The sequence below is a fragment of the uncultured Psychrobacter sp. genome (assembly GCF_947500265.1).
Classification (GTDB): domain Bacteria; phylum Pseudomonadota; class Gammaproteobacteria; order Pseudomonadales; family Moraxellaceae; genus Psychrobacter.
Map to the genome: position 1 here is coordinate 1 of NZ_CANMRN010000003.1, position 26,628 is coordinate 26,628.

20 protein-coding genes and 4 tRNA genes are annotated in these 26,628 nt (G+C 42.7%); 11 read left to right on the plus strand and 13 right to left on the minus strand.

The genetic code is table 11. The features are described 5' to 3' along the window. Nucleotides 1-334: 334 nt before the first annotated feature. The 10 genes from Q0788_RS04940 to Q0788_RS04985 all read right to left on the minus strand — a co-directional run bounded on the left by Q0788_RS04940 (nucleotide 335) and on the right by Q0788_RS04985 (nucleotide 8,426). Nucleotides 335-652 carry a DUF6122 family protein gene (locus Q0788_RS04940; protein ID WP_296209777.1) on the minus strand — a complete coding sequence of 106 codons (318 nt, stop codon included), beginning with the start codon at nucleotides 650-652 and terminating at the stop codon, nucleotides 335-337. Nucleotides 653-861: 209 nt separating this feature from the next. Then, nucleotides 862-936: transfer RNA gene (locus Q0788_RS04945), tRNA-Thr, on the minus strand. Nucleotides 937-1,039: 103 nt separating this feature from the next. Further along, nucleotides 1,040-1,113 (minus strand) — tRNA-Gly (locus tag Q0788_RS04950). Between the two features lie 84 nt (nucleotides 1,114-1,197). After that, nucleotides 1,198-1,281: transfer RNA gene (locus tag Q0788_RS04955), tRNA-Tyr, on the minus strand. A gap of 67 nt (nucleotides 1,282-1,348) precedes the next feature. Next, nucleotides 1,349-1,424 (minus strand) — tRNA-Thr (locus Q0788_RS04960). 192 nt (nucleotides 1,425-1,616) lie between these two features. Then, nucleotides 1,617-3,113, minus strand: coding sequence for an anthranilate synthase component I (gene trpE, locus Q0788_RS04965; protein ID WP_298808374.1), 1,497 nt, complete (start codon nucleotides 3,111-3,113; stop codon nucleotides 1,617-1,619). A 174-nt stretch (nucleotides 3,114-3,287) separates the two neighbouring features. After that, nucleotides 3,288-4,511, minus strand: a complete 1,224-nt coding sequence (locus tag Q0788_RS04970) for an FHA domain-containing protein (protein ID WP_298808376.1) — start codon at nucleotides 4,509-4,511, stop codon at nucleotides 3,288-3,290. 157 nt (nucleotides 4,512-4,668) lie between these two features. Then, entirely contained in the window at nucleotides 4,669-5,520 is an 852-nt protein-coding gene (locus Q0788_RS04975) for an RsiV family protein (protein ID WP_298808377.1), read from the minus strand. Nucleotides 5,521-5,722: 202 nt separating this feature from the next. Further along, entirely contained in the window at nucleotides 5,723-7,318 is a 1,596-nt protein-coding gene (locus tag Q0788_RS04980) for a peptide chain release factor 3 (RefSeq protein WP_057758477.1), read from the minus strand. 205 nt (nucleotides 7,319-7,523) lie between these two features. Further along, nucleotides 7,524-8,426: a hypothetical protein gene (locus tag Q0788_RS04985; protein WP_298808378.1), complete on the minus strand. Its 903-nt coding sequence runs from the start codon at nucleotides 8,424-8,426 to the stop codon at nucleotides 7,524-7,526. Nucleotides 8,427-8,694: 268 nt separating this feature from the next. Here Q0788_RS04985 and Q0788_RS04990 point away from each other — a divergent pair, with 268 nt between their 5' ends. The 4 genes from Q0788_RS04990 (at nucleotide 8,695) to Q0788_RS05005 (ending at nucleotide 13,849) form a co-directional block, all read left to right on the plus strand. Beyond that, on the plus strand, nucleotides 8,695-9,108 hold the full coding sequence (locus Q0788_RS04990; RefSeq protein WP_298808379.1) for an Ohr family peroxiredoxin: 414 nt from the start codon (nucleotides 8,695-8,697) through the stop codon (nucleotides 9,106-9,108). A gap of 267 nt (nucleotides 9,109-9,375) precedes the next feature. Then, entirely contained in the window at nucleotides 9,376-12,354 is a 2,979-nt protein-coding gene (polA, locus tag Q0788_RS04995) for a DNA polymerase I (RefSeq protein ID WP_298808380.1), read from the plus strand. Nucleotides 12,355-12,718: 364 nt separating this feature from the next. Further along, a complete protein-coding gene (locus tag Q0788_RS05000) occupies nucleotides 12,719-13,177 on the plus strand; it encodes a hypothetical protein (protein ID WP_298808382.1) in 459 nt (152 codons plus the stop codon). 288 nt (nucleotides 13,178-13,465) lie between these two features. After that, nucleotides 13,466-13,849, plus strand: a complete 384-nt coding sequence (locus Q0788_RS05005) for a hypothetical protein (protein WP_298808383.1) — start codon at nucleotides 13,466-13,468, stop codon at nucleotides 13,847-13,849. A 113-nt stretch (nucleotides 13,850-13,962) separates the two neighbouring features. Here the strand turns inward: Q0788_RS05005 and hemH are convergent, their stop codons facing one another. Continuing rightward, entirely contained in the window at nucleotides 13,963-14,982 is a 1,020-nt protein-coding gene (gene hemH / locus Q0788_RS05010; protein WP_298808385.1) for a ferrochelatase, read from the minus strand. Between the two features lie 468 nt (nucleotides 14,983-15,450). On the opposite strand from hemH, the gene Q0788_RS05015 reads away from it, so the two are divergent. From Q0788_RS05015 to Q0788_RS05030, 4 genes are all read left to right on the plus strand, one after another. After that, nucleotides 15,451-16,821, plus strand: a complete 1,371-nt coding sequence (locus tag Q0788_RS05015) for a homoserine O-acetyltransferase (protein ID WP_298809017.1) — start codon at nucleotides 15,451-15,453, stop codon at nucleotides 16,819-16,821. Continuing rightward, the gene (metW, locus tag Q0788_RS05020; protein ID WP_057758464.1) at nucleotides 16,818-17,426 is read left to right on the plus strand and encodes a methionine biosynthesis protein MetW; all 609 of its coding nucleotides are present in this window, start codon (nucleotides 16,818-16,820) and stop codon (nucleotides 17,424-17,426) included. The genes Q0788_RS05015 and metW overlap by 4 nt, the downstream gene beginning before the upstream one ends. Nucleotides 17,427-17,839: 413 nt before the next feature. Further along, nucleotides 17,840-18,421 (plus strand): tetratricopeptide repeat protein, encoded by a 582-nt coding sequence (locus Q0788_RS05025; protein WP_057758462.1) that lies wholly within the window; start codon nucleotides 17,840-17,842, stop codon nucleotides 18,419-18,421. Between the two features lie 229 nt (nucleotides 18,422-18,650). Continuing rightward, a complete protein-coding gene (locus Q0788_RS05030) occupies nucleotides 18,651-19,709 on the plus strand; it encodes a rhodanese-related sulfurtransferase (protein WP_298808387.1) in 1,059 nt (352 codons plus the stop codon). A gap of 149 nt (nucleotides 19,710-19,858) precedes the next feature. Here Q0788_RS05030 and serA read toward each other — a convergent pair whose 3' ends face one another. Next, entirely contained in the window at nucleotides 19,859-21,085 is a 1,227-nt protein-coding gene (gene serA, locus Q0788_RS05035; protein ID WP_057758460.1) for a phosphoglycerate dehydrogenase, read from the minus strand. 336 nt (nucleotides 21,086-21,421) lie between these two features. Between serA and Q0788_RS05040 the strand changes: the two genes are divergently transcribed. Beyond that, nucleotides 21,422-22,858: an FAD-binding oxidoreductase gene (locus tag Q0788_RS05040; protein WP_298808389.1), complete on the plus strand. Its 1,437-nt coding sequence runs from the start codon at nucleotides 21,422-21,424 to the stop codon at nucleotides 22,856-22,858. 92 nt (nucleotides 22,859-22,950) lie between these two features. On the opposite strand, the gene Q0788_RS05045 is transcribed toward Q0788_RS05040, so the two are convergent. Continuing rightward, nucleotides 22,951-23,580 carry a BLUF domain-containing protein gene (locus Q0788_RS05045; RefSeq protein ID WP_298808392.1) on the minus strand — a complete coding sequence of 210 codons (630 nt, stop codon included), beginning with the start codon at nucleotides 23,578-23,580 and terminating at the stop codon, nucleotides 22,951-22,953. 537 nt (nucleotides 23,581-24,117) lie between these two features. On the opposite strand from Q0788_RS05045, the gene Q0788_RS05050 reads away from it, so the two are divergent. Further along, nucleotides 24,118-25,755, plus strand: a complete 1,638-nt coding sequence (locus tag Q0788_RS05050) for a carbon-nitrogen hydrolase family protein (protein WP_102094613.1) — start codon at nucleotides 24,118-24,120, stop codon at nucleotides 25,753-25,755. Nucleotides 25,756-25,934: 179 nt separating this feature from the next. Next, nucleotides 25,935-26,483 carry a protein disulfide oxidoreductase gene (locus Q0788_RS05055; RefSeq protein WP_298808394.1) on the plus strand — a complete coding sequence of 183 codons (549 nt, stop codon included), beginning with the start codon at nucleotides 25,935-25,937 and terminating at the stop codon, nucleotides 26,481-26,483. The last annotated feature ends 145 nt before the right edge of the window (nucleotides 26,484-26,628 follow it).

Sequence of the window (26,628 nt, forward strand, 5' to 3'; positions counted from 1 at the left end):
CCGATTGTACCGACGTTGACGTGTGGCTTGTTACGTTCAAACTTGGCCTTTGCCATGGGTATTTCCTCTTTTTTTGGTGAATGATCAATAAAAAGCTGTTTAATGGCTCATAATAGAATTAAATCATCATAAACCTAGCTATCAACCGCACGAACCACTGCTTAAACAATGCTCCGAACTAATTCTTGTATCCGTTATTATACGCTGACTTGTCTTAAATAGTCATACATCTCTCAATCGAAATCAACTTCTCTCTCACTAGTAGATATAAAGCTCGATTGATTATAACCTTTCTTATAACCGTATAATTATCTTGATATGCAAGGTCGCGATATTAGCTGACCGACATCATCAAACAATCCGTAAAATCCGTTAACATATGGAACAACAATCCAATTCCAATGATGTTAAAAGGCTTACGAAGAAAGAGTAAAACAAAATACACTAGCATCGCATAATAAGTATGTAACGGATGAAAATTAATGCTACATCTATTTGCCTGAAATATTGGGTTTGCTACCAGATGATCTATATCAACCAACATGGTCGCAAGCAAAATCAGATATGCTTTTTTCCACTCTTTTCTAAAAAACGCAATCGCGATAAAAAGAGGAAAACCAAAGTGCAAAAAATAATGTATGAATGTCTGCATACTGACCTATTAGTTTTAGTCTTCTCTATATAAGACCATCAAAACCAATATTTATTAATATACTGACAGCACTAAAAGGCAACACCTCAGTGTCACCTTTGAATCATTGTCTACCGCACTACTGTTATATATTTCAATATTCTATAATTTCGATATCGACGCAAAGTTATATAAATAGCAAAACAAGCATAAAAGGTATAAACAATAAATGGAGCTCATATCGAGAATTGAACTCGAGACCTCTCCCTTACCAAGGGAGTGCTCTACCGCTGAGCTATATGAGCGTATATTGAAACCTTTGATTTGCACTAAAAAAAATATCACGATGCAGCAATAATTACTGACTCTCGTGATGATTTATTGTTATGCTTTGCGATGGTGTATATATGGAGCGGGTGGCGGGAATCGAACCCGCGTCATTAGCTTGGAAGGCTAAGGTGTTACCATTATACCACACCCGCATTTACTCTTATTCAGGATAACTCTAATCGAGAGTTATGAGATATAGAGAGTATGCTTGGCGCTATGACAAACTTTAGAAAATATGGTGGTGGGGGAAGGATTCGAACCTTCGAAGCTTTCGCGACAGATTTACAGTCTGTTGGGTTTGACCGCTCCCCAACCCCACCTTAGGTTGCTTTGAACAAAAATGACTTACATTTAAGACAAATTCATAAAAAGCTACTTTAAGAGAGATGGTGCCGACTGCCGGGATCGAACTGGCGACCTACTGATTACAAGTCAGTTGCTCTACCAACTGAGCTAAGTCGGCTTGTTCTCTTAAAGTGGTGGCTATTCTATCAAATTTTTTGAGATGCGCAAGTACTTTTTCATCTTTTTTTAAATTAATTTGATATAAATATTTAAGTTACTGATTAAGCTAGTTTTTTTATAAATAAAAATATGACGATAAATTGGCTTTTTACTTGCAGCCTTTATTTTTGCCATATCACCGGCCATTTAATTAGCGAATACGTAAGCCATTACAGGCCATTTCTACCGCTTTTATTAAGGCCAATGCTTTTTTATTGGTTTCATCCCATTCTTTTTCTGGCACAGAATCAGCAACAACCCCTGCTCCGGCTTGAATATGTATTTCACCACGGCGCATCACGGCAGTACGGATAGCAATGGCCGTGTCCATATTACCATTCCAACCTAAATAACCGACTGAGCCACCAAACACCGTTCGACGTACTGGTTCTATCTCATCGATAATTTGCATGGCGCGGATTTTGGGTGCACCCGATAGCGTCCCAGCTGGGAAAGTGGCACAAAACACATCTAATGCATCCTTATCAGCTCGTATCGTACCCTCAACATTAGATGCGATATGCATTACTTGTGAGTAGCGCTCTATAAACATCTTTTCTGTGACTTTGACACTGCCATACTCGCAAACGCGGCCAATATCATTGCGACCTAGATCAATGAGCATCAAATGCTCGGCTGTCTCCTTCTCATCATTTAACAGCTCTTGCTCAAGCGCTAGGTCTTCGGCCTCATCTCGGCCACGTTGCCGTGTCCCTGCTAGCGGCCTTACCGTAACCTTGCCATTTTCGATGCGGGATAGGATTTCAGGAGAAGCACCGATAATATCAAAGCGTTTGTGGTCATCGAGTGTATAGCCATGTACCAAAAACAGATACGGTGATGGGTTTAGATAGCGAAGCGCACGATAGACGGCTAGAGAGTCGCCTGTATAGTCCGCTGTCAAGCGCTGCGCTGGCACTACCTGCATGACGTCACCTGCGGCAATGTAATCCTTTATTTTATCGACATCGCTACAGTATTTTTCGGCACCTGTTTGCGATATAAATTTAGGCGTAGGCATTACAGGTGCTCGCAAGTTGGACGGCTCTGCTAGCTTTTCCTCGATTTGTTCTAGCTCACGGATAGCTGAACTGTAGCCATCCTCAGACTGGCAATCAGCATAGACGATGATTGATAGCGTATTCTCTAAATTATCAAATACAATAACGCTCATCGAAAGCATCAGCCACATATCTGGCATCGACATTGGATTGGGCGCATCAGACAAACCGACACTTGGCTCAATAACACGTACCATATCGTATCCAAAGTAACCGACTAGACCGCCGCTAAAGCTCGGCATGGTCGGCACATCTTCAGCAGTCGGCATTTGATACTGCGCCATCAGCTCACGCAGGTAATCAAAGGGATTCTCTACTGCCTCTGTATCGATATGATCGTTTCGTTTGGTCGTCATATTGCCATCAGCGTACTGCAAAATCAGATCGCTACCCAATCCAATCATGGAGTATCTCGCCCAGCGCTCACCGCCTACTACAGACTCAAATAGATAGGCAGAGCCATTCAGATCACGCACTTTGGAGAATACAGATACGGGAGTCTGCGCATCCATCAGACGCTTTTTTACTAGCGGTGCGTGACTAAAGCCTCTATCTCTAAAAGCTTGGTATTCTTCAAAAGTCATCATAATAGCGCTCTCTTAGCACCTTATAGGCAATAATAAAACTATAAGGTGCTCTATAAAATATAGCGCCAATATTCGCTAAAATATCGACGCTATAATGAGTCATTTGTTTAAAAAACAGTACGCACACAAAGGCCTCTGTCAAAAATTACGACAAAGACCTAGTGTAGAGTTGAATTATGCACCGCCCATATTAAACAACCATAAGGCCAAACCGATAATTAGAATGGTCACAAATACCCATATGAACCAGCCGCCGCTCGCTTTTTTCTCTACATGACCTGCATGAGCAGGGTTGCTGATTTCTTGATCCATCGCATTATTGCCCTCGGTACCAAGATCGCGCGGCTGCCCTAAATTAGCCGTGCCTGAAAACTGTGCACTAGCTGCTTGTTTGGCTTTTAAAACTTCAGGGTCAGCTTCCTCTTGTAACTCTGTTTTTGTCGTTTTGTCGTGTTCGTCTTGGACTGCTGGCTCTTCATGCACTGCTGGCTGCTCTTCTACCACTGGCGCGCTATCAGTAGATGCTGTCTGTAATGGCTCTGTAGACGTCACAGCCTCTGTTTCAGTTGCTGTTGGTACAGATGTGTCATCTACCCATTCTGTGGCAACTGGCGTTTCTTCTACTGGCGTAGGCGATGTCGCATCCGCGTCAGACAGTACTTCATCAATCCCTGTTTCTTTGACAACTGGCTCTGTAGCAACGGCTTCTTCAGTAGCTAGCTCTTCAACAGCTGGTTCAACGGTTTCGTGCGTAGGGGTTACTGATTCTTCGGTCATATCTGAGCCGGCATCTACAGGTAAAGGCTCTACAGGTACAGTATCATCTGTAGCAGGCAACATTTCTTCGATGCCAGTTTCTTTGATCACTGGCTCGTTGCCTGTTTGTTCTATGATCGGCTCTTCTTCATGAACCCTTTCTTCAACTACTTGCTCTTCGGTCACAGGTTCACTAGCAGGAGCTTCTAGCACAGTAGCCGTGTCAGCACTCTCATGTGTATCTGCTACTGGCTCTTCTGTGGTCACTGGCGCTAGCGTTTCACTCTCTGACGTCGTCACAGGTACAGTAGATTCCTGTACTTGAAAGCTAAAACTTGCAAAGCCAAGCGTATCGTTTGCCTTTAGATGACTAGATTCATTACCTTCGATACGTTGTTCATTGATAAACGTGCCATTAGAAGAATCTAAGTCCTTCACATACAACTGACCATCTAGCACACTGAGCACTGCATGGTTGCGAGAAACCTGCTTACTACCTAGCACTACGTCGTTATCACTACCACGACCTATAGATAAGCTATCACTAACTGTCAGCGTTAAGTCACCTAGCGCTTCGGTCAATGCATTCAGCTGCCAAGTTGTACTTGCTGCCGTATTCATACTATCTGTCTCGTTTGTCATGTTATAACTCCTTATTTTTCTATTGAATATCCAATGATGCTAAAAATAATAACTCTAAAATATTACTGCCAATTTATGATAAGTATTGTCGCTATTTCTTTAATAGAATTTGCCTAGTACAGTTTATTAAGTACTTTCCTCAAACACCATACAGTATTTACTTTGGTATAAAGTGAGGTTTTATAACTTTGTCGAGCTTGCTATAGGGGATATTAAGGACAGGCATACCGTAAGCATATGGACCAATAGAATAATGCTGATAAAGAATGCTAACGCCTGTATCTGTCAAAGTCACATTATTGCTCAACGTAAATGGCCAGTTTTTCTCATAACTGCTCACGTCTTCGGCAACCGTTTTAACCCACACTTTATAAGCATCATAGGCAAGCGCTTCAAAACGAGGTTTCTTACCTGAGATAAGCATGTCGTCAAGCGTGACTTGCTTTTTGGTACTTGGATCAAATATCAGGTACTCGCTATAAGGCATGCCGTGAGCACCGCCAGTATAGACATAGGAGCTGATCTCAAACAGTTCAAAATCATCGACATGACCTAGATAATTGGGCGCTACCATCAGATTATAACCCCACGACACATCATCAGGCATATCTTGAAATTGTGAGCTCACAAAGCTATCAAGAGCAGCCGTAACTTCTTTTTCGCTGATTTTACCCTTAATAGGTGCTGACTCTGTCATCTGACTATTGGCGACTAAGTTATCGATACGGGCATTGGCAATCTCATCTATCCAGTTTTGACTGCTTTTGAGATATTTAACTTCAATCTCTGGACAGTTATCACGCTTGTCACACATCTCTTGTATATTACTGGGTAGTTGATACGGTAGATATTCCGTACTGCTAATGAAACTTCCTGCATTTACCGACATACTAACGGCACTTAACAGTAGGCTGCTAGTCAACATAGCAATTGAACGTCTCTGGCTTACCTTTATCGAAAATAGATCAGCCGATATAGATTTATCATCAGTTTGAGTCGTAGTGTGCATATGTCCTCTTTTACAAATATAAAATGCCATCCAATATTCTACCGTAACAATTGCAATGTATTGTAGGAAGACTGTTCACGTTTTTGAGGTGGTGTAAGCGAACGGTTATCTGACTCTCACTATTTGAGTCGTAAACACAGGCAATAAAAAAGACACGGCTGGCGTGTCTTAATCAATGAACAATATAGAAATATAAATAAATTTAATGTTCGCGAGTGCTACTAAAAGTCACTTCTGGATAGCGGTCTTGCATCAGCTGTAGATTGACACGTGATGGCGCAAGATAGGTTAGATAACCGCCCCCATCTAATGATAATTGGTCATGGGCTTTTTTCTTGAACTTCGCCAATGCTACTTCATCATCGCAATGAATCCAGCGTACCGTAGCTATCGATACTGGCTCAAAGGTACATTGAACTTTGTACTCTTCTTTGAGACGATGCGCGACGACTTCAAACTGTAGTACACCGACTGCACCCAAAACCAAATCATTATTAATCTGCGGCATAAATACCTGCGTCGCACCCTCTTCACTCAACTGCTGTAGGCCTTTTTGCAATGCTTTTGATTTAAGCGGATCTTTTAGCACCACACGGCGGAACAATTCAGGAGCAAAATGCGGAATACCCGTAAAGCTCAACTCTTCGCCTTCAGTGAAGCTGTCACCGATAGAGATGGTGCCATGGTTATGCAAGCCAATGATATCACCTGGATAGGCTTCTTCTAGTGCCTCGCGGTCACCTGCTAGAAAGGTCAACGCATCGGCAATACGTACGTCTTTACCCAGACGCACATGTTTCATTTTCATGCCCTTCTCGTACTTACCAGAGCACACTCGCAAGAACGCAATACGGTCACGATGACGTGGATCCATATTGGCCTGAATCTTAAAGACGAAGCCCGTAAAATCTGTCTCGGTGGCTGATACTTCACGCTCAGTCGTTGGATGAGCTTTTGGCGGCGGTGCATATTTGACCAAGGTATCAAGTACCATGTTTACCCCAAAGTTACCCAATGCCGTACCAAACAATACTGGCGTCATCTCGCCAGCCAAAAATGCTTCAACACTGAACTCTTCTAACGCCATCTGTACCAGCTCAAGCGACTCTTCAAAAGCGTCAAACATTAGCTGTCCTAGACGCTCACGGATATCTGGATAATCGTAGCCTTCTCGGGTCTCAGAGACCGTCATCTTGCCGCCATTACCTTTTTCGTAAAAGTAAGTTTTATTTTCAGTCAAATGATAGACACCGATGAAGTCTTGACCCATACCGATAGGCCAAGTCACTGGGATACATTTGATTTTCAACACTGCTTCGATTTCACTAAGCAACTCAAGCGGCTCACGAATCTGACGATCTAGCTTGTTGACGAATGAGATGATAGGCGTATCGCGCATACGACATACTTCCATCAGCTTGATGGTTCGTTCTTCCACACCTTTTGCACCATCGACCATCATCAGCGCACTATCCACTGCGGTCAAAGTGCGGTAGGTATCTTCACTAAAGTCGGCGTGACCTGGGGTATCTAGTAGGTTGACCATGTGGTCTTTATACGGAAACTGCATGACAGACGTCGTAATCGAGATACCACGCTCTTGTTCCATGCTCATCCAATCTGAGGTTGCATGACGATCCGTCTTACGGCCTTTTACTTCGCCCACTACCTGAATCGCTTGACCCCATAACAGGAGTTTTTCGGTCATGGTGGTCTTACCAGCATCGGGATGCGAGATAATGGCAAAGGTGCGACGCTTAGCAACTTCTTTATTTAATTTCTTTGGATCTACGCTCATAATTTTCAGCTTCAACAGTTATGTGATTTAGAAGTGACTCTAAATAAATAAAATAAATAATGGGCGTATTGTAGCGGATTTAGCATCAGGGTGCAGAATTAGCGTATAAAAAAACACGCCCCGTTATTTCAACGAAGCGTGTTTTTGGGCTTTTAAATTGCGATTATCATGCTTGAGTAGCACGACTAATAGCCACCAATCCATCTCAATAGTAGCGTTCGATTTGCTCAGCTAAGAAGTCGCCAGCTACCTCATTGACGATTGTACAATCGACTACGTCAAAACGACTGTCTGTATTCGGATCAGTGCTACCTTTGGCGACATAGTTTGCTTCATAGACGTCCTTTCCGTACTCAACACCGCTATATTCATAAGCAGGCTGATCATCGTACTCAAAAAACATAACTTGCGCGGCTTTTTGCTGATTGCCTATGCCCACTCCGAATTGAGAAGTTCTATGATCTCTATCTGCACTAAAGCGGGTTTTGGCCACTTCAATCCATCTTTCTATTGAGGCGTATCCAGTCTTGTTTTTCTCATTAAATGCCAAAAATGAGCGCTCACTGGTTACTACGGGGATGTAACAAACTGACCCTTCAGGAAAAGCAACATTGGTCGGAATTTCAGAATAGTTGTTTAAGTCGGTAATAATACCGTATCTATTGTTCACGTTTGTACTAGCAACATAGCTGTTCGCACGTAACCCTGATAAATTGAGCGCCTTATAAGTGGTTTGGTAGTCTAGCTGGTTGTTGGTGTTTTTTTCATAAATGGGGCGTTTAACCGTCCGATTATTAACCTCAATGTCTTTATTTTCAAGTCGACCCTCGAAGTCATCTGCCAGCACGGTTCTGTCTAAATCATTCAGGCTTTGGTTGCTATAATTGTTGATGAGATTGGTTGTTTTGATCTCGCGCGCACCAGTACGATACGTTTCATCAATTCGCGCAATCGCCGTAGCATTGGCTTTGCTATCATAACTATTAGCAAAGCTTGTCAATGTAATCTCGCTACTAGCCGTCCCATAAGCGCCGTCTTCTTCCTCGCATCCTATCAAAGCAAGCGTCGTCAAAAAGCAAACACTAGGTATCGCAATCCATCTATTCATCAAACAATGTCCTTATGATTCAGATTTCTATTATCCGTACTGATAATGTATATATGGCTCATTACCGCTATTGTACCTCTTTGGCGGCTGTACGATAAGCTCGTAAATATAAAAACGAATAAAACTGTGTCCGAAATCTCATTTACAAACTAGCAGTATATATTTACTCTCTATGCACTGAGCTGCGTGAGCGATTTGTTATGCTAAGTTTCATATTAAGACTTACCACTCAAATATAAACATAAAAACTCACAACAAAGGATGTGTCATGAAATCTCTATATTCTACCAAATCTACTGTTACGGGCGGCCGCATGGGTACAGCAACCTTAAGCGATAGCGATCTTGAAATCAATATGGTACCACCAGGCGGTAATGAAAAAGGTAATAATCCTGAGCAATTACTCGCTATGGGTTATGGTGCTTGTTTTGATGGCGCCTTAGGCGTAGTCAAAAAGATGGAAAGCGCAACATTTGGCTCAACTGTTGAGACCTCTGTAGACCTATTACAAGGTGACAATCACGAATATAAGCTTGCCGTAAAAATCCATGTCATCGCTGACAATACAGACCTATCTGCTGACGAGATCCAAAGATTGGTCGAAAAAGCGCATGAAGTATGCCCGTATTCGAAAGCGACTAGCGGTAACATCGATGTCGAAGTCTCTTCAGAAGTAAAATAACGCATTTAGAGACTCGTTATTAACGTCTATTAAATTATAAATAGTCGATATTCATCAGATATTAAAAGAACTCAGTTTATCTGGGTTCTTTTTTTATTTTTAGCAATTTATTTATCCTAGACATGAAATATCGAAAACTCCAATATAGATTTCAATAAAAAAGAACACGATAGAACATCTCGTAACGGTTAAGCAGTTCGGCACGCGCTAATTTTATCGTTATAATAAGCGTATATATTTTTATCTAATAGCTGATAAGTGACTTTTATGACTGATGACATAGCTGACAATACCACCGATAACAACCACAACTCTCACCAAGCGCTTGACCCCAAAGCATTACCAAACTTCGATACCATGCCTAACGTGGCGCTGATGGATACCAGTCATGTAGACAAAGATCAGCCGCCTTTTATTTTGGTTGATGGCTCCTATTATCTGTTCCGCACTTATCACGCCCTACCAAAAACCATGCAAAACTCGCAGGGCCTAATCACCAATGCGATACGCGGTACACTCAACGCGCTACTCAAGCTGATGCGTCGCTATCACCCTACCCATATGGCTGTCTGCTTCGATACCAAATCACCGACTTTTCGTCATCATATGTCTGCTGATTACAAAGCTGCTCGTCCGCCCATCGATGTCGAGCTAGTAGAGCAAATCCCTTATATTCATCGTTTGGTTACTGCCTTAGGTATTCCACTGTTGCGTATTGAGGGTGCAGAAGCGGATGATATCATCGGTACACTTGCCCATCGTGCTGTCGAGCAAGGCCATCATGTGGTCATCTCAACGGGTGATAAAGACATGATGCAGTTGGTCAACGACTGCGTAATATTGGAAGACAGCTTTACAGGTAAAGTCACGGATACACCAGCGGTAATCGATAAATTCGGTATTAACCCAAATCAAATGATCGATTTCTTAACGCTAATGGGCGATGCCTCTGACGGTATCAAAGGCGTACCTGGTATCGGTAAAAAGACTGCTAAAGACCTACTCGTTGAGTATGGTGATATCGAAAACATGCTCAAACATATTGGCTTTATCAAAGGTCGCGGGGCGAAAGGTCTGATCGAACACGCTGACGATATTCCTTTTAATCGAAAGCTTGCCACCATCGTCACTAACTTAGCAATCGGTCAAGATTGGAATGACCTAAAAATCAATACTGACCCTTGTGCGCATATAGATGAATTGCGTGACTTATATAATGAGCTTGAGTTTAGAAATGAGCTGGCATCGCTTGATCATCCAAATCACCCTGCCAATGGCTCTAAAAGTGTTGCTGATAGCCAAGCCGATACGGAGTCACAGGCACAGGTGGCAAAATCACTCCAATCAACCAAGAGCGACAACATCAAAGACAGCGCTAACCATGATAAAGCATGGCACACTGTACTCGATGAGCCAGCGTTTGATAGCTTGGTCGAATTGTTAGAAGCTGCTCCGCATTTTGTCATTGACACCGAAACCACTAGCGTTCATTGGCGTGACGCACAAATTGTCGGTTTATCCTTTGCGTTGCAAGCACACGAAGCCTATTACATTCCACTTACGCATAGCCTAGAAGGTGATGAGCTAACTGCCAAGCAACTTGATCGCGATACAGTTTTAGCTCGCTTAAAACCTGTCTTAGAGAACCCAAATATCGGTAAAATCGGTCAGCATCTAAAGTACGATGCGCACATCCTCGCTCACTACGATATCGACCTAGTTGGCGCCATACATGAGCAGCCAAATAACTGGGCAATGGATACGATGCTTGCCAGCTATGTCATCAATGCGGCAGCTACTCGCCACGGTATGGATGATTTGGCACGTCATTATTTGCAAACGCAAACCATCAGCTTTGAAGATGTGGCAGGTAAAGGTGCTAAGCAAGTTACCTTTGATCAAGTGGCCATCGATATCGCGAGCGATTATGCTTGTGAAGATGCTGATATTACCTATCAATTATTTGACGTGTTCAGCGTTGAGCTGGCTAACGATGCCAATAATGCCAAATTGCTACACGAGCTAGAAATCCCAACGGCAGAGATACTTTGCCAAATGGAAGCGCATGGTATTTTGATTAAACGTTCATTCTTAAACGAGCTATCAAAACGCTTCGATGAAGAGATTATCGCACTAGAGAAGCGTGCCTATGAAGTAGCAGGTGAAGAGTTTAACTTAGGCTCTCCTAAGCAGCTCGGTGAGATGCTATTCGAAAAGCTAGGCGTGGCTGGTGGCAAAAAAACCAAGTCTGGTCAATACTCGACTGGTGAGGCTGTACTATCAAAAATTGATCATCCATTGGTCGATATTACGCTAGAGTATCGCGGACTGTCCAAGCTCAAAAGCACTTATACTGATGCGCTGGATAATGTCGCAGACAGCGAAACCGATCGTGTACATACTAGCTACCATCAGGCATTAACGAGCACTGGGCGTTTGTCATCGACAGATCCTAACTTACAAAATATTCCAATTCGTACTGCGACTGGTCGCTTAATTCGTCAAGCTTTTATCGCACCAGAAGGTCGCGTTATTTTGGCAGCGGATTATTCACAAATTGAATTGCGTTTAATGGCGCATTTCTCAGGTGATAAAAACCTAACTCACGCCTTTAACGAAGGGTTAGATATTCACGCGGCCACTGCTGCCGAAGTACTTGGTAAGGATGTCGCTGACGTCACCTCAACCGAACGTCGTAATGCTAAAGCCATTAACTTTGGTCTACTATATGGTATGAGTGCCTTTGGACTTGCCAAGCAGCTACAGATGAGCCGCGGCGAAGCACAAGACTATATCGATATGTACTTTGAGCGCTATCCGGGTGTCAAAAACTATATGATCAATACTCGTGCCAGCGCTCACGAACAAGGCTATGTCGAGACAATATTAGGCCGTAAACTCTATACGCCTGATATCACTCACAGCAACCGAATGGTCAAGCAAGGTGCTGAACGCGCGGCGATTAATGCGCCACTTCAAGGCTCAGCAGCAGATTTAATCAAGCTTGCTATGATTGCCGTGGATAAGGTGTTGCCAAAAGAGCAAGCTAAAATGCTGCTACAAGTCCACGATGAATTGGTGTTCGAAGTCGATGCAGATAAGGTTGATGGGATTAGCCAGTTGATTACTGATGCGATGCAAGATGTATTAACGACTACGGCAGTAGAAAAAGGCTGGAACGTTGACTTTGCAGTACCTTTATTGGTCGAGACTGATAGTGGTCAAAACTGGGATGAGGCGCACTAGACATTAACTGTCATTTAATTAAGCATATAAGGTACAGTTATTCATATACCTTGCAGATATGAGAGTTTTTGATAACTGATGCTACAATAAGTCATTATATATTGTTTATATTAACAATCACTTATGACCAGTTAGTTATATTTCATAACAGTAATATCTAGGTATGGGGTTTATAATAGGACATCTGTTAAACCCTAACTATTCGATATTTTTGCTTTAAAGTGAGCCTTTGGGCTCACTTTTTTGTTTTTAACACATTCTTTTTGATACGCAGGAGCCAGTTATTTTGAGTTCAGATGGCATCATTGAAGTCCCTGGCATTATCCTTTTGATAATATGCCTATTGCGCAGTTCACAATATGTTATGAAAAGTCATGTCAAACAAATTAAGGCTTTTTGGCTAGCAGCCGTACTTATATTTGTCTCTGTCATTCGTCGAGAGTTGAACTATCTACCAGACTTACTGGTTCCAAGCGACTTTTCGATGCTTGGTCAGTCTTATGACTGGTGGGAGGACAGCGTCCTTACCATTATCTATCTCGTCGCACTTGGTTTACTGGCCTATTCGAGACATTATCTATGGGCAGTGCTAAAAAACGTGCCCGTTTCGCTCTATCTTAGCGTTACTGTACTGGCTATCATTCAGTACATGGGCGAGAACGCTATTATGTTTCCTCATACATTTGGGGAAATTGTCGAAGAGCTGGCTGAGACTGCAATCTACGGTATTGCCTTGACCTATTTATGGCGATTCAAACTGGCTGACTATCAGTCGTATCTGGTTCAGAAGTTAAATTATAAGTTCGACCACGCCAATAATTAAAACTATAAGTTTGATTTCTTATTTAGCGACTTTGCTACCCTACAAAGACTTAGCATAAATCTCATAAACAATTACGGCTACTCATTTTGAATAGCCGTTTTGCGTTCTAATCACCGTCTTACATTTTTTGAACATCCTGTCACACCTTACTACTAGTGAAAAGTTGAATAAGCGTACAAACTGAGAAGCATATAATCTACATTGCAATGAGCAATGCTTTAACAAGCTAGCGCGATATTTTTACTTCTAATGATGGCAACATCTAATAACTACAACAAGGAATTATTCATGGAAAACTCAAAAAACCCACTACCAGAAGAGATGGATCATATTGACGGTAATCGTCGTGACAATAATAACAACGTCGATAACTCAGATAATTTAGATAACAATAATCAGGATGAACAAGACAATCAATTGGTTGATTTGGACAATCCTATGCTGCATACCATTGATAACGATGATGTGATTGATAATAGTGCGGGATTTAACAACTCAGAAGTCGGTAGTGATGCGACCCAAGGACTAACACCTGCGCATCGTCAAAATATCGATGAGTCTCGTGTCGATGAGATTTTGGTTCAAGACAATCTTGATGACAGTGATTATCCAGATGCGATGGATATTGTTGATAGAGAAGCAGCCGAACGTAGCAACGATGATGATTTTTAGAACTTAATACGATTGTTGACCTACCCCTCTAAACCAGAAAAGCACGCTTAACTATATTAAGCGTGCTTTTTTATTCTACTATTCAACTCACCAATACAACTACGCTCGACTAACTAAACCCAGCCATCTAACGTGCCAGCCCAACCTTTTACTAGAGGCAAGCTCAGCGCTTCAAGCAATGCAATATGTGTTTCATCAAGGTTTAATGCAGGAATATAATGGTACTCTTGCCCGCCTGCTTCAAGAAAATTATCACGGTTTTCAATGGCTAGCTCCTCTAGTGTTTCTAGACAATCTGCCGAGAACGCCGGACTAATCACCTGTACCGAGCGCACACCTGACTGACCCCAATCTTCCAACACTACATCGGTATACGGCTTGACCCACTCTTGCTTACCAAAGCGTGACTGGAAACTGATAATCCATTCGTCATCGTTCAGGCCAAGTTCATGTGCCACTTGCGCAGCGGTACATTTACAACGCTTAGGATAAGGATCGCCTTTATCGGCATAAGGCTGCGGGATACCATGAAAACTAAACATCAATTTTTCAGGCTTGCCATGCTTCTCTTGAAAACGGCGAATAGAGTTGGCCAAAGCTTGAATATATAGTGGATGGGCAAAGTAGTCTTTGACAATCGTATAGTTTGGCAAGTTGCGTTGCTTGAGTGTCCACTTCGTCAGCGCATCATATACCGCACCGCCTGAAGAGGCAGAGTACTGCGGAAACAATGGCAGTATAACAAAGTGATCAACCCCTTCACCACGTAGCGCATCCATGACGTCAGGCAAACCAGGATTACCATAGCTCATCGCAGGATGCACAGAGACACGAAATGGTGCCACACTATCGACCAAACGTGGTTCTAATAGCTCAACTTGGCTTTTTAGTATTTTACGAATCGGTGAATCACCTTCCCAGATACTGGCGTAAGCCTTTGCTACGCGCTTAGGACGACTTGGTAAGACAAATAGATTCAGAATAATAGCCCATAGGAATTTGGGAATCTCGATCACTCGTGGGTCTGACAAAAACTGTTTGAGGTAGCGACGTACGGCAGGTGCCGTTGGCTCATCTGGGGTACCAAGATTCACTAACAAAACGGCAATACGTGGGGGCAATTTAGGTTTCATAGCAGCACTTTATTAGCAGTAAGTTATTAAGGGTGAGGTCAAAATAATAAGAGACGATACTGTTAAGACACAGTTGAATGAACACCTCATTAGTGTAGCATTTTATCCATTAATGACGCGGGCTAAAAGCGCCCCTATACAATTTGATACGCAGTTGCTATTTATTAACTCTTGATTACTTGATACTGACGGCTTACTCGTTATTCATTTCTAGCGCACCTTCTATAAAAACTATGATCGATACGCTCGAAAGGCGCGCTCGACGGTTGTACTCCAACGCGCATCACCATACAATAGGCAGGCCCAGTTTATAAAAACCGTGTAGGTAAAATAGCCTGTTAACAACGTGCCATTTTGCTTTTATTTTATTGATGATTGTAGTCTTGCGAGGTAGCTTTGAACGCACGCTCTGATAATACCAGTGACCAGCATCCTAATTCACAACCTCATCCTAATAGCTCAGCCAATATTGACAGTGCTGCAGGGTCGGTGGGTGTCGTTACGCCTCAGAATTTTCATTTCGCTGAGCCCTTAACGTTAGAATGCAACCGTACCCTGCCCTCGTTTGACTTGATGGTAGAGACTTACGGTACGCTCAATCGCGATAAATCAAATGCGATTCTGATTTGCCACGCGTTATCGGGCAATCATCATGCAGCCGGCTTTCATAGTGCTGATGACAAAAAAGCAGGCTGGTGGGACAATATGATTGGCCCTAATAAAGCGATTGATACCAATCAGTTTTATGTGGTCTGTGTCAATAATATCGGCAGCTGTTTTGGTTCAACAGGGCCTACCACTATTAACCCTGATAGCGTTGGTTCGGATAGTGTTAGTTCGGACAGCCTTGATGCAAATAGCAGCGATGAGCCGCAAGTGTATGGCCCTGATTTTCCGCTGATCACCATCAAAGATTGGGTAAAAACCCAAGCAATGCTTTCAGATCGTTTAGGCATCGACGTTTGGCACGCCATTGTCGGCGGCTCAATGGGCGGTATGCAAGCGCTACAATGGTCTGTTGATTATCCAGAGCGATTAAAGCGCTGTGTGGTCATCGCCAGTACGCCAAAGCTATCTGCTCAAAATATCGCCTTTAACGAAGTAGCGCGCCAATCTATATTATCCGATCCTGACTTTAAAGATGGTCGCTATATACAAGAAGGCACTTATCCTCGTCGCGGACTGATATTGGCGCGTATGGTTGGCCATATTACCTATTTAACTGATGACGCGATGAAAGCCAAATTTGGCCGTGATTTAAAATCAGGTAAATTCATGTATGGCTACGATGTCGAGTTTCAGGTCGAAAGCTACCTACGCTATCAAGGCGAGCGCTTTAGTGAAAACTTCGATGCCAATACCTATCTGCTCATGACCAAAGCCTTAGATTACTTTGATCCGACGCGCGACTACCCATCAACCGTAGTAAAAGACACTACAGAGTCGGCAGTGCAAATAGAAGACTCAATCGCAGCGTCAGTCAAATCTAGTAAAGCGAATGCACAGAGTGAGTTAGAAGATGCAGTAACGACGATTGAAGATATTGAGTCTGATCGTCAGCAAGAGCTTTCTGCGCTCAAAGCAGCCTTTGCTCATACACAATGCCAATATCTGGTTGTGTCATTTACCACTGACTGGCGATTTTCACCTGAGCGCTCGCAAGAGATTGTCGATGCGCTGATGGCCACTGGCAAACCAGTCAGCTATATCAATATTGACGCGCCGCACGGACATGACTCATTCTTGTTTGATATTCCTCGCTACATGGGTGCGGTTAAAGGGTTTTTGACTGCACCATTTATTACCCCTAGCCGCCCAGCCACAGGAGAGCGCTCATGAGAATGGACCACCAACTGGCAGAGCGCTGGATTGCGCCGCAAGCACATGTACTGGACTTAGGTTGTGGTAATGGCGAGCTGCTTGCCCACTTACAGCAAAAACTAGGCGTGACAGGTTACGGACTAGAGATTGATGAAGACAAAATTAATGAAGCAATTGGCAATGGCTTATCAATTGTCGAGCAGGATCTCAACGATGGTCTAGCGCGCTTTGCTGATAACAGCTTTGACACGGTCGTCATGGCACGTGCCCTACAAGCAGTAAAAGCACCTGATGAGTTGTTGCTTGATATGCTGAGAGTTGCCCGTGAAGCAGTTATTACCTTCCCTAACTTTGCGCATTGGCAAAACCGTATTCATTTAGGGCTAAAAGGTATGATGCCTGTCTCTGAAGCACTGCCTTACGAATGGTACAACACACCAAACATTCACCTATGTACTTTCAAAGATTTTGAGCTGTTATGTGCGCAGCATGATATTCATATTATTAATCGTTTTGCCGTTAGCGATTCTGAAAAAGGTCATACACCTTTGATGAAGGCGTTAATTAGGCAAGCGCCTAACTTGTTAGCAGACGTTGCTATCTACCGAGTGACAAAAAAATAACCGTTAAATCATTAGCTATCTTGAGACTTTAGAGACTACTAAACAGTGCTCCACGGGCTGGTATTAACCTTAATAGATTGTTAACTTAATATGATTTTTTAGTAACTATCTGATTTTGTTAAGGACAATCAGGTACAAACGTCTATTAGACCTTGTAATTAGTATTTGAGTTTCGTAAGTTTGGGTGTTAAGCTAGCAAAATATTGTCAGCCACCCCACTATTACGACCGTTTGTCTAATCAGTTAGGGTGAAATCTCTGATTTAGAGATGACAACCCCCTTTTGCTAATGATTAGGTAAGTTCATATCGCAAGATTCCACCTAATTGTTATCGCCGTCTAACTGTCTTTAGCGAGACAATGTTTAGCGGTACAATTTTTTTTGCTTATTAACTGCCTAATTTTGGAGCTGCTATGAAATTATTAAAAGCTGCGTTGTTTACTGCATTATTTTCTTGTGCTGGTTTAGCCAATGCTGAGTTAATATCAAACGTACCGCTTGATACCTCACGTTTTGAGCTTATGCCTGTGAGCGAGTTGTCTAGTCGTGCCGCCCAAGGTAACGATCACGCTCAGTTCTATTTGGCCAAGCGTTTGCAAAAAGGTGAAGGCATTGCGCAAAATACCCAACAAGCAATCCAGTGGTACACCAAAGCCGCTCAGCAAGGCGTTGCCCCTGCTCAGTTGAATCTTGCTATCATGTATTTGCGCGGCGAAGGCGTACAGCCTAATTTGCAACAAGCACGTCTATGGTTAGAAAAAGCTGCAATGCGTGGCGATAACCGTGCCAGTTACACGCTTGCGCTATTAGATGAAAAGCAAAAAAATCTGGTCGATGCCTATAAATGGTATGACTTGGCTGCCCGTGATGGCATGCTAGATGAAAAAGTCCGTAACAAGGCACGTGGTAAAATTGGTCAGTTGGCATTGAACCTATCAAGTGATGACATCGCCAGTGCTCGTAGCAAAGCAGATACTTGGTTCCAGAGTAAATAGTATCTAACTTTCGTACTACGAATTGAATATAAAAAAAGCTCAGTATTTTACTGGGCTTTTTTGTTTTCTATAACATCAAGCCAAGCATTACAAACTATTCAAAACCCATCTAAAATTTGCTACACTACGCGCGCATTAACCAATTCCACAATTGAGATAATGTTATATACCTATCTACTTTTTTATTATCATTGCACTAGGTTTGCGACCTAGCCAGCAGGAGAAAGACATGAGCATCAACAAAGAACCCGCGATAACTGACAACAATTCAGCCCCTGTATACGATAGTGTAACTAATAATATCGTCGTTGCCGCACTATATAAGTTCACGCGCTTTGCTGATTTTGAGCAATATCGTGAGCCTATCCTAAACACTATGCTCGATCACGATGTGAAAGGTACATTGTTACTTGCAAGCGAAGGCATTAATGGTACGATTTCTGGTACGCGTCAAGGTATCGATACCGTACTTGCCTACCTACGTAGTATTGAGGCAATTGGTACGTTTACCTTCAAAGAATCCTATACTGATGCACAGCCTTTTTATCGCACTAAGGTGAAGCTGAAAAAAGAAATCGTTACTATGGGTGTAGAGAATATCGATCCATTGGAGTCCGTTGGTCGCTATGTAAAACCAAGCGAGTGGAATGCGTTAATTTCAGATCCTGAAGTCACCTTGATCGACACGCGTAACGACTATGAAGTGCAAATTGGTACTTTCCAAAACGCAGTCAACCCAAACACTGAAACGTTCCGCGAGTTTCCAGAATACGTCTCAAAAGAGCTTGATCCAACTAAGCATAAAAAAGTCGCGATGTTCTGTACAGGTGGTATCCGCTGCGAAAAATCTACTGCCTATTTACGTGAGCAAGGGTTTGAAGAGGTCTATCATTTAGAAGGTGGCATCCTAAAATACCTCGAAGAAGTCCCTGCCAGTGATTCTATGTGGCAAGGCGATTGCTTTGTTTTCGACAACCGTGTATCGGTCAATCACAACCTAGAAAAAGGCAGCTACGAGCAGTGTTTTGCATGCCGTATGCCGATCACTGTCGATGACATGCAAAACCCTGCCTATATCAAAGGCGAGTCATGCCCACACTGTATCGACAAGGCAACCGATGAGCAAAAAGCCCGTTTCCGCGAGCGCGAACACCAAATGCAGCTAGCCAAGAAGCGTGGGGAAGCCCATATCGGTAGTGACGTGATGGATGTAATCGAAAAACGTAAAGCCGCTAAGACAGAAGCGCGTTTACAAGCGGAAGCTGCAAACAACACTAAAGCCAATTAAACTTAGCATTAGTACAATAAAAAAGAAGTGAAATAAAAAAGAGAGGCTCTAATCAATAGAGCCTCTCTTTTTTTATGACAAATCTTCAATGCGTATCAAAACTATTAGCACTGATATAGTTAATCCAATCTGAAAGCGGATTGACTATATTAGAATAAGATACGTACGCGGATAGTCTCTTCTACATCTTTTAATTGGTCTAGTGCAGCGGTCGAATCATTGTAATCGACATCCATCACTAGATAACCAACATCACCTTCTGTCATCAGGCTCTGCGCTAGGATGTTAATGCCAGCTTCAGCAAACAAACGGTTAATCTGAGACAGTACGCCTGGCACGTTTTTGTGAATGTGTAGTAGACGATGCGAGTTTTCTTTGAACGGAATAGAAACTTCTGGGAAGTTAACCGCAGTCGCCGTATCACCTTGGTCAGAGTATCTAACAAACTTATCTGCTACTTCTAGTCCGATATTGGCCTGTGCTTCTTGTGTTGAACCACCGATATGCGGCGTCAAAATCACATTATCAAACTTACGTAGTGGTGACTCAAACTCTTCGTCAGCTGATTTTGGCTCTTTTGGGAACACATCGATAGCCGCGCCCAAAATTTTACCAGACTCAAGCGCATCTGCTAGATCATCAATTTCAACACACGTACCGCGAGCCGCATTGATAAAGTAACTGCCTTCTTTCATTTGAGCGAATTGCTCAGCTTTCATCATATAGCGAGTGCTTGGTACATCAGGTACATGCAATGTCACGATATCAGCCGTTGATAGTAGCTCTTCTAGGCTACCAACTTGTACCGCGTTGCCTAGTGGCAATTTGGTCACGGCATCATGATAGATGACTTTCATACCGAAGCTTTCTGCCAAGACAGACAGCTGCGATCCGATAGAGCCATAACCTACGATACCGATAGTCTTGCCACGCACTTCATGTGAATTGGTCGCAGACTTACCCCAGCCGCCGCGATGTACGGTTGCATTCTTTTCGGGAATACCACGGTACAGCATAATGGCTTCTGCCAATACTAGCTCAGCTACCGAACGGGTGTTCGAGAATGGCGCGTTAAAGACAGGAATACCAAGATCACGAGCGGCGTCTAGATCTACTTGGTTGGTACCAATACAAAAGCAACCAATGCCGATAAGCTTGTGTGCGTGCTCAAGCACTTCACGCGTCAACTGAGTGCGCGAACGAATACCGATAAAGTGAGCATCTTTGATCTTTTCGATCAGCTCGTCTTGATCTAAGGCGTGACTGATATTCTCGATGTTGTGATAACCAGCTCCTTCCAATACTTTTAGGGCATTGTCATGTAGACCTTCAAGCAATAAAAACCGGATTTTGTCTTTTTGTAGTGATAACGCCATATGAGAACTGTCCTATAATTGTTTTATAAGATTACCTGTTGGATAATCTATGATGGATGAAACGAAAACAGTCCCGATATCTTACACAAAATTTGAAGTCGATGTTAGCAGATTAGATGAATTATTGGTTATCAAGCCTGAAAAATTTTTATGCTATAGTGAATTATTCTGTTTGAAACCGATCGAATCAACTATTTCTTACTTACCTCTTATTATAGGTAAAAATTATCACCCACTTATTACTTCTACGAGCTGACTCATCACTGAATTTATAGTTATTTCACTATATAATAAGCAGTCCCAGCATCGTGCTTACGCCAATATTGAGATTTGACCATGACGCCAACTACCGCTCAAAACACATCCGAAACCAATGCCGTGCAAACCATCTTGAGCACGCTCACTGATACCCATGATTTCGACCCGACCCAAATCAAAACCGATGCTGAGAGTCTAGAGCATTGGGGCAAAGACTGGACCAAGCACTTTGCTCCTGCTGCTGCTGCCATCATCTTTCCAAAGACCACTGAGCAAGTACAGACTATCGTCCTGCTTGCCAATGAGCACAACGTCGTTCTAACCCCAAGTGGTGGTCGTACAGGTCTGTCTGCCGGTGCCGTCGCCGCCAATGGTGAAATCGTCGTCAGCATGGATAAAATGAACCATATCGGACAGTTCTATCCTGCCGATCGAATAGTTGAAGTCGAAGCCGGTGTGGTTACTCAGCAGTTGCAAGAATTCGCTGAATCAAAAGGCTTGTATTACCCTGTCGACTTTGCCTCAGCAGGCTCTAGTCAAATCGGTGGCAACATCGGTACCAATGCTGGCGGTATCAAAGTCATTCGTTATGGCATGACCCGTCAATGGATTATGGGGCTGACTGTTGTCACTGGTAAAGGCGATATCTTGCAGCTGAATCGCGGCATGGTAAAGAACGCCACCGGTTATGACCTGCGCCAATTATTCATCGGTAGTGAAGGCACACTTGGCCTTGTCACTCATGCGCAAATTAAGCTTGAGCGTCAGCCACAAGACTTAAACGTCATGGTGCTTGGTATGGACAGCTTTAACGATGTGATGAACGTACTCTCTGCCTTTCAAGCACAAATTGATTTGACGGCATTCGAGTTCTTTGACGATGTAGCGATTGATAAGCTGATGGCACATGGTCAAGTACAAGAGCCGTTTGAATCACGTACCAAGTTCTATACGCTATTAGAGTTTGAAGCGCCTTATGAGCCAATTATGGACAAAGCGATGGCCATATTTGAGCATTGTATGGAGCAAGGTTGGGTTGTCGATGGGGTGATGAGTCAAAACCTAACGCAAGCGGCAGAGCTGTGGAAGCTACGTGAGTATATTTCTGAGACCATCTCAGTATTTACCCCTTATAAAAACGATGTGTCTGTGCTTATCAGCCATGTACCAACCTTTATCGAAGAGATTGATCATATTGTCAGCAGCAACTATCCAGACTTTGAAGTGTGTTGGTTTGGACATATTGGCGATGGTAACTTGCATCTGAATATTTTAAAACCAGAAAACATGAATAAAGATGATTTCTTTGCTGAGTGTCAGGTCGTCAATAAATATGTGTTTGAGACGGTACAGAAATATGGCGGTTCGGTGTCTGCTGAGCATGGGGTTGGTATGACAAAGAAGCCGTACTTGCACTATAGCCGCAGTGAGACTGAGATTGAATACTTAAAAGAAGTCAAAAAAGTCTTCGATCCAAACAATATTATGAACCGTGGTAAGATTTTTGATATGTGATGAGCATACTAAACTCTTAACCCAAATAAAAAAGACGCTAACCCGAGAGGCTGGCGTCTTTTTTTGGCTTTATAATTTGCAAAAACTATAATCTATAAATATAACAGTATCAGTGCGACGACCAGTAATATGCTCAAAAACCCTTGAATAATCAGAAACGCCTGATGCGGAGCCGCGATATGGCGCACCATATTACCCAATGCATTATAAGTAATGCCTGCCGCCTTAATATGGGGTGGACTATCAAAAGTTTTGATAATTTGCAAAAACTGCTCAGTTCGATCAGACGACCAACCATGCGGCGCAAATGGTAAAAACGGAGATAGTTGTACAGCCTGTTTTTTGGTCGCGGGCGACCACAACCAACGCTCCAAAAACAGCAAGCGCATACGCCAGTCGGCAAAGCTGCGATGATTGATGACTTGTAATAGCAACACTTCTACATTTTTATGACGATTATCTACAAAGATACGCTCTTGCAGATTAAATACGTCTGACTTTTTACCTTCAATACATTGCAGAAAATGACCATTGCCGTAGCATAGCGTGCCTGTGATGTTATGCTGCTGATTGTAGTTACGTGCGTGGCCTTCTACTTCATCAAAAATAGAGGTGCTCAAACGCGAGCCAAGAGTCAGCGTACTGACATAAACCAATTGAACCAAAGCGGAGTCATCTATGTCATTCCACTTCATGATTCTATTGGTATGATTTAAAGGCATAATAAAATAATCCTAAGAAGCCGATGAGATACGGCTAAACGAAACAAGCAACACAATACTATGCCTGAGTTGAACCAAAAAATTGACTCACAAAAACGTAGCAAATATTTACTACGTGAGACTGTTATTACCGTTACAGCTTGCTATGATAACAAGCAAAACAAAAGGTGCTGATAGATATTATTTAGATTCTATATTGAGATAATAAATAGCAAGAAAGTTGCAGGTACAATGATAATGCAGAGTTAGGCGCTTATCGGTGCTCACAAACCTAATAGGTATAAAGCAATATAGAATGCGGCGTTCGCTATCCTTTAGCCCTCTATGTTAGCCAAAAACAGTACTAAATATAATGAGTAAAACGGTCTAAGATATCAACATAACCTATTGTAAATACGGCAATAAATTATTGTAACGACAATATCTTCCTATTGGAATGTTTTTATTACTTTTTTGCACAAAAATCGGTACATCAACGTGCCATGATCCCATTATTTAATCACACTACATTCAATAGCTATTTAAAACAGGAAACTTATGAGTAAGATGGAAAAACTAGATGATTTTCACCTCACGATTGCTGAGATTAAGAAAAAAGATTACCCACAATTAAAAGCTTTAATGGATCGTGTCTATGTAAACTTGGGTGGCGCTTGGTCAAAGACAACCATTCATACTTTGATTGACGCTTTCCCGGAAGGTCAGATTGCTTTGTTTGATCATGATCAGCTGATTGGTATCGTGCTCTCTATGCGCGTTGACTATGCCAAATTTTCAAACCCGCACACCTATGACGATTTGATTGGGCAAAAAGAAATCATCAGAGACAACCCTGAAGGTGATGCCATTTATGGTTTAGATGCGCTCATCGACCCTGATTATCGTGGCTACCGTCTCGGTCGTCGTCTGTATGATGCACGCAAGGAGCTATGCCGACAGTTGAACTTCCGCGCTATTTTAGCTGGCGGACGTATACCTAACTATCATAACCACAAAGATCTGACTCCAGGCGAATATATTGATGCCGTTGAAAGCCGTGAAATTCACGATTCAGCTTTGTCGTTCCAGCTATCTAATGGCTTTATCGTTAAACGTATTTTGACTGCTTATCTGCCAGATGACAAACAGTCAAAAGGCTTTGCCACCTTGCTTGAGTGGGCAAATATTTATTATGAGCCTAAAGACTATAAGCCTAATACTCGCAAGTCTGAAGTACGTATTGGTGGTATTCAGTGGCAGATGCGTGAAGTCGAATCACCTGAAGAATTACTACAACAGGTTGAGTTCTTTGTCGATATCATGGCTGATTACAACTCAGACTTTGCCTGCTTACCTGAGTTTTTCAATGCGCCATTGATGGGTCTATGTGAAGAAACCGATCAAAATATTGCCATTCGATTTTTGGCGGGTTATACCGAGTGGTTCAAAAATGAAATCTCGCATTTAGCCGTCAGTTATAACGTCAACGTCATTACCGGTTCGATGCCATTACTAGATGAAGACGATACCTTATACAACGTCAGCTATCTGTGCCGCCGTGATGGCACGGTTGAAGAGCAACGCAAAATTCATATTACTCCGCATGAGCGTAGCGCTTGGGTTATCGAAGGTGGCGACGAAGTCAAAGTATTTGACACGGATGCGGGTCGTATCGGCATCTTGGTCTGCTATGATGTTGAGTTCCCTGAGCTTGCACGTCTAATGGCACTTGATGACATGGATATCTTGTTTGTGCCCTTCTGGACCGATACCAAAAACGGCTATCTACGTGTCCGCCACTGTGCGCAAGCCCGCGCTATCGAAAACGAATGCTATGTGATGATTTGCGGTTCAGTCGGTAACTTACCGCAAGTTGAGAGTTTGGATATTCAGTACGCTCAGTCGTCGATTTTCTCCCCGTCAGACTTTGCGTTCCCACATGATGCGATTATGGCAGAGACCACTGCCAACACGGAGATGGTTTTCTTCTCTGATGTAAACTTGGACAAGCTGACTCACGTTCGTCACGAAGGCTCAGTACATAACTTAATCGATCGCCGTGATGATTTGTTCAGTTTAAAATGGAAGCGCAAGGCCAAAGTGCCAGCGAGCAAATTAAGTGATGAGCAGCGCCGTGAAAATTCAGGCAGCGTACTTATTGGTGATCCATTACAAAACCGAGCGCAAAAGCCATAATAGGTTGACGTAGTACACTTATAGTAGACTTTATAAATAATACGGCTGATTTTTTTCAGCCGTTTATTTTTATCTACTGTCTACTCTTCGTGCAATGATCATATAGGCAATCACGATAAGATAAGTAGTGACGATAAGCCATCATCTGAAAATAACTTGTAAACTAAAAAGCGGATGTCATGACGACTGATATTGAGCAAAAAGAAGTAAAGCCAAAGAAGCAGCCGAAGCCGAAGATAATTTCGATACTTAAAACGATAATGCTATACGGTCTCATGTTTGTCGTGATCTATAGCGTGGTCAATTGGTGGCGACAGCCTATCATGCCTGCCAACCCTCAGTTGCAACTGACCGATTACCAAGGACAAACTATCGATCTAGCAGCGATGAGCCACGATCGGCCTACACTGGTATACTTCTGGGGTACGTGGTGTTCAGTCTGTAGTTTTACTTCGCCCACCATCAATAAGTTAGCAGCAGATAATTATCCCGTGGTCACTGTTGCCGTACAGTCAGGCTCAAATCAAGAATTACGCAGCTATCTCGATCAACATCAGTTTGATTTCACCACCATAAATGATCAACAAGGCAATATCTTTGCAGATTGGCAAGGACAAGTCACTCCGTCCTATGTGGTATTAGAGAATGGCGAGATGACACAAGGTCTAACAGGGATTCAGCCATTATGGTCATTGAAACTGCGCTTATGGTTAGCATCTGTTTTTTAGCAGTTGAGCCGTGCTTTATGCTTCAATAAATAAGTATTCAAGGAGCTTATAGCTACGTCCGTGCTGAGGATATACAACACAGATAAACGATTGATATTGGACAAAATTGGACTGACCTCGCACAGCTCTTTTTACCCTACCCTTT

Coding starts and splice junctions, on each gene's coding strand:
- Q0788_RS04940 (WP_296209777.1), bottom strand. CDS start 652: ATGCAGACATTCATACATTATTTTTTGCACTTTGGTTTTCCTCTTTTT.
- trpE (WP_298808374.1), bottom strand. CDS start 3,113: ATGATGACTTTTGAAGAATACCAAGCTTTTAGAGATAGAGGCTTTAGT.
- Q0788_RS04970 (WP_298808376.1), bottom strand. CDS start 4,511: ATGACAAACGAGACAGATAGTATGAATACGGCAGCAAGTACAACTTGG.
- Q0788_RS04975 (WP_298808377.1), bottom strand. CDS start 5,520: ATGCACACTACGACTCAAACTGATGATAAATCTATATCGGCTGATCTA.
- Q0788_RS04980 (WP_057758477.1), bottom strand. CDS start 7,318: ATGAGCGTAGATCCAAAGAAATTAAATAAAGAAGTTGCTAAGCGTCGC.
- Q0788_RS04985 (WP_298808378.1), bottom strand. CDS start 8,426: ATGAATAGATGGATTGCGATACCTAGTGTTTGCTTTTTGACGACGCTT.
- Q0788_RS04990 (WP_298808379.1), top strand. CDS start 8,695: ATGAAATCTCTATATTCTACCAAATCTACTGTTACGGGCGGCCGCATG.
- polA (WP_298808380.1), top strand. CDS start 9,376: ATGACTGATGACATAGCTGACAATACCACCGATAACAACCACAACTCT.
- Q0788_RS05000 (WP_298808382.1), top strand. CDS start 12,719: ATGAAAAGTCATGTCAAACAAATTAAGGCTTTTTGGCTAGCAGCCGTA.
- Q0788_RS05005 (WP_298808383.1), top strand. CDS start 13,466: ATGGAAAACTCAAAAAACCCACTACCAGAAGAGATGGATCATATTGAC.
- hemH (WP_298808385.1), bottom strand. CDS start 14,982: ATGAAACCTAAATTGCCCCCACGTATTGCCGTTTTGTTAGTGAATCTT.
- metW (WP_057758464.1), top strand. CDS start 16,818: ATGAGAATGGACCACCAACTGGCAGAGCGCTGGATTGCGCCGCAAGCA.
- Q0788_RS05025 (WP_057758462.1), top strand. CDS start 17,840: ATGAAATTATTAAAAGCTGCGTTGTTTACTGCATTATTTTCTTGTGCT.
- Q0788_RS05030 (WP_298808387.1), top strand. CDS start 18,651: ATGAGCATCAACAAAGAACCCGCGATAACTGACAACAATTCAGCCCCT.
- serA (WP_057758460.1), bottom strand. CDS start 21,085: ATGGCGTTATCACTACAAAAAGACAAAATCCGGTTTTTATTGCTTGAA.
- Q0788_RS05040 (WP_298808389.1), top strand. CDS start 21,422: ATGACGCCAACTACCGCTCAAAACACATCCGAAACCAATGCCGTGCAA.
- Q0788_RS05045 (WP_298808392.1), bottom strand. CDS start 23,580: ATGCCTTTAAATCATACCAATAGAATCATGAAGTGGAATGACATAGAT.
- Q0788_RS05050 (WP_102094613.1), top strand. CDS start 24,118: ATGAGTAAGATGGAAAAACTAGATGATTTTCACCTCACGATTGCTGAG.
- Q0788_RS05055 (WP_298808394.1), top strand. CDS start 25,935: ATGACGACTGATATTGAGCAAAAAGAAGTAAAGCCAAAGAAGCAGCCG.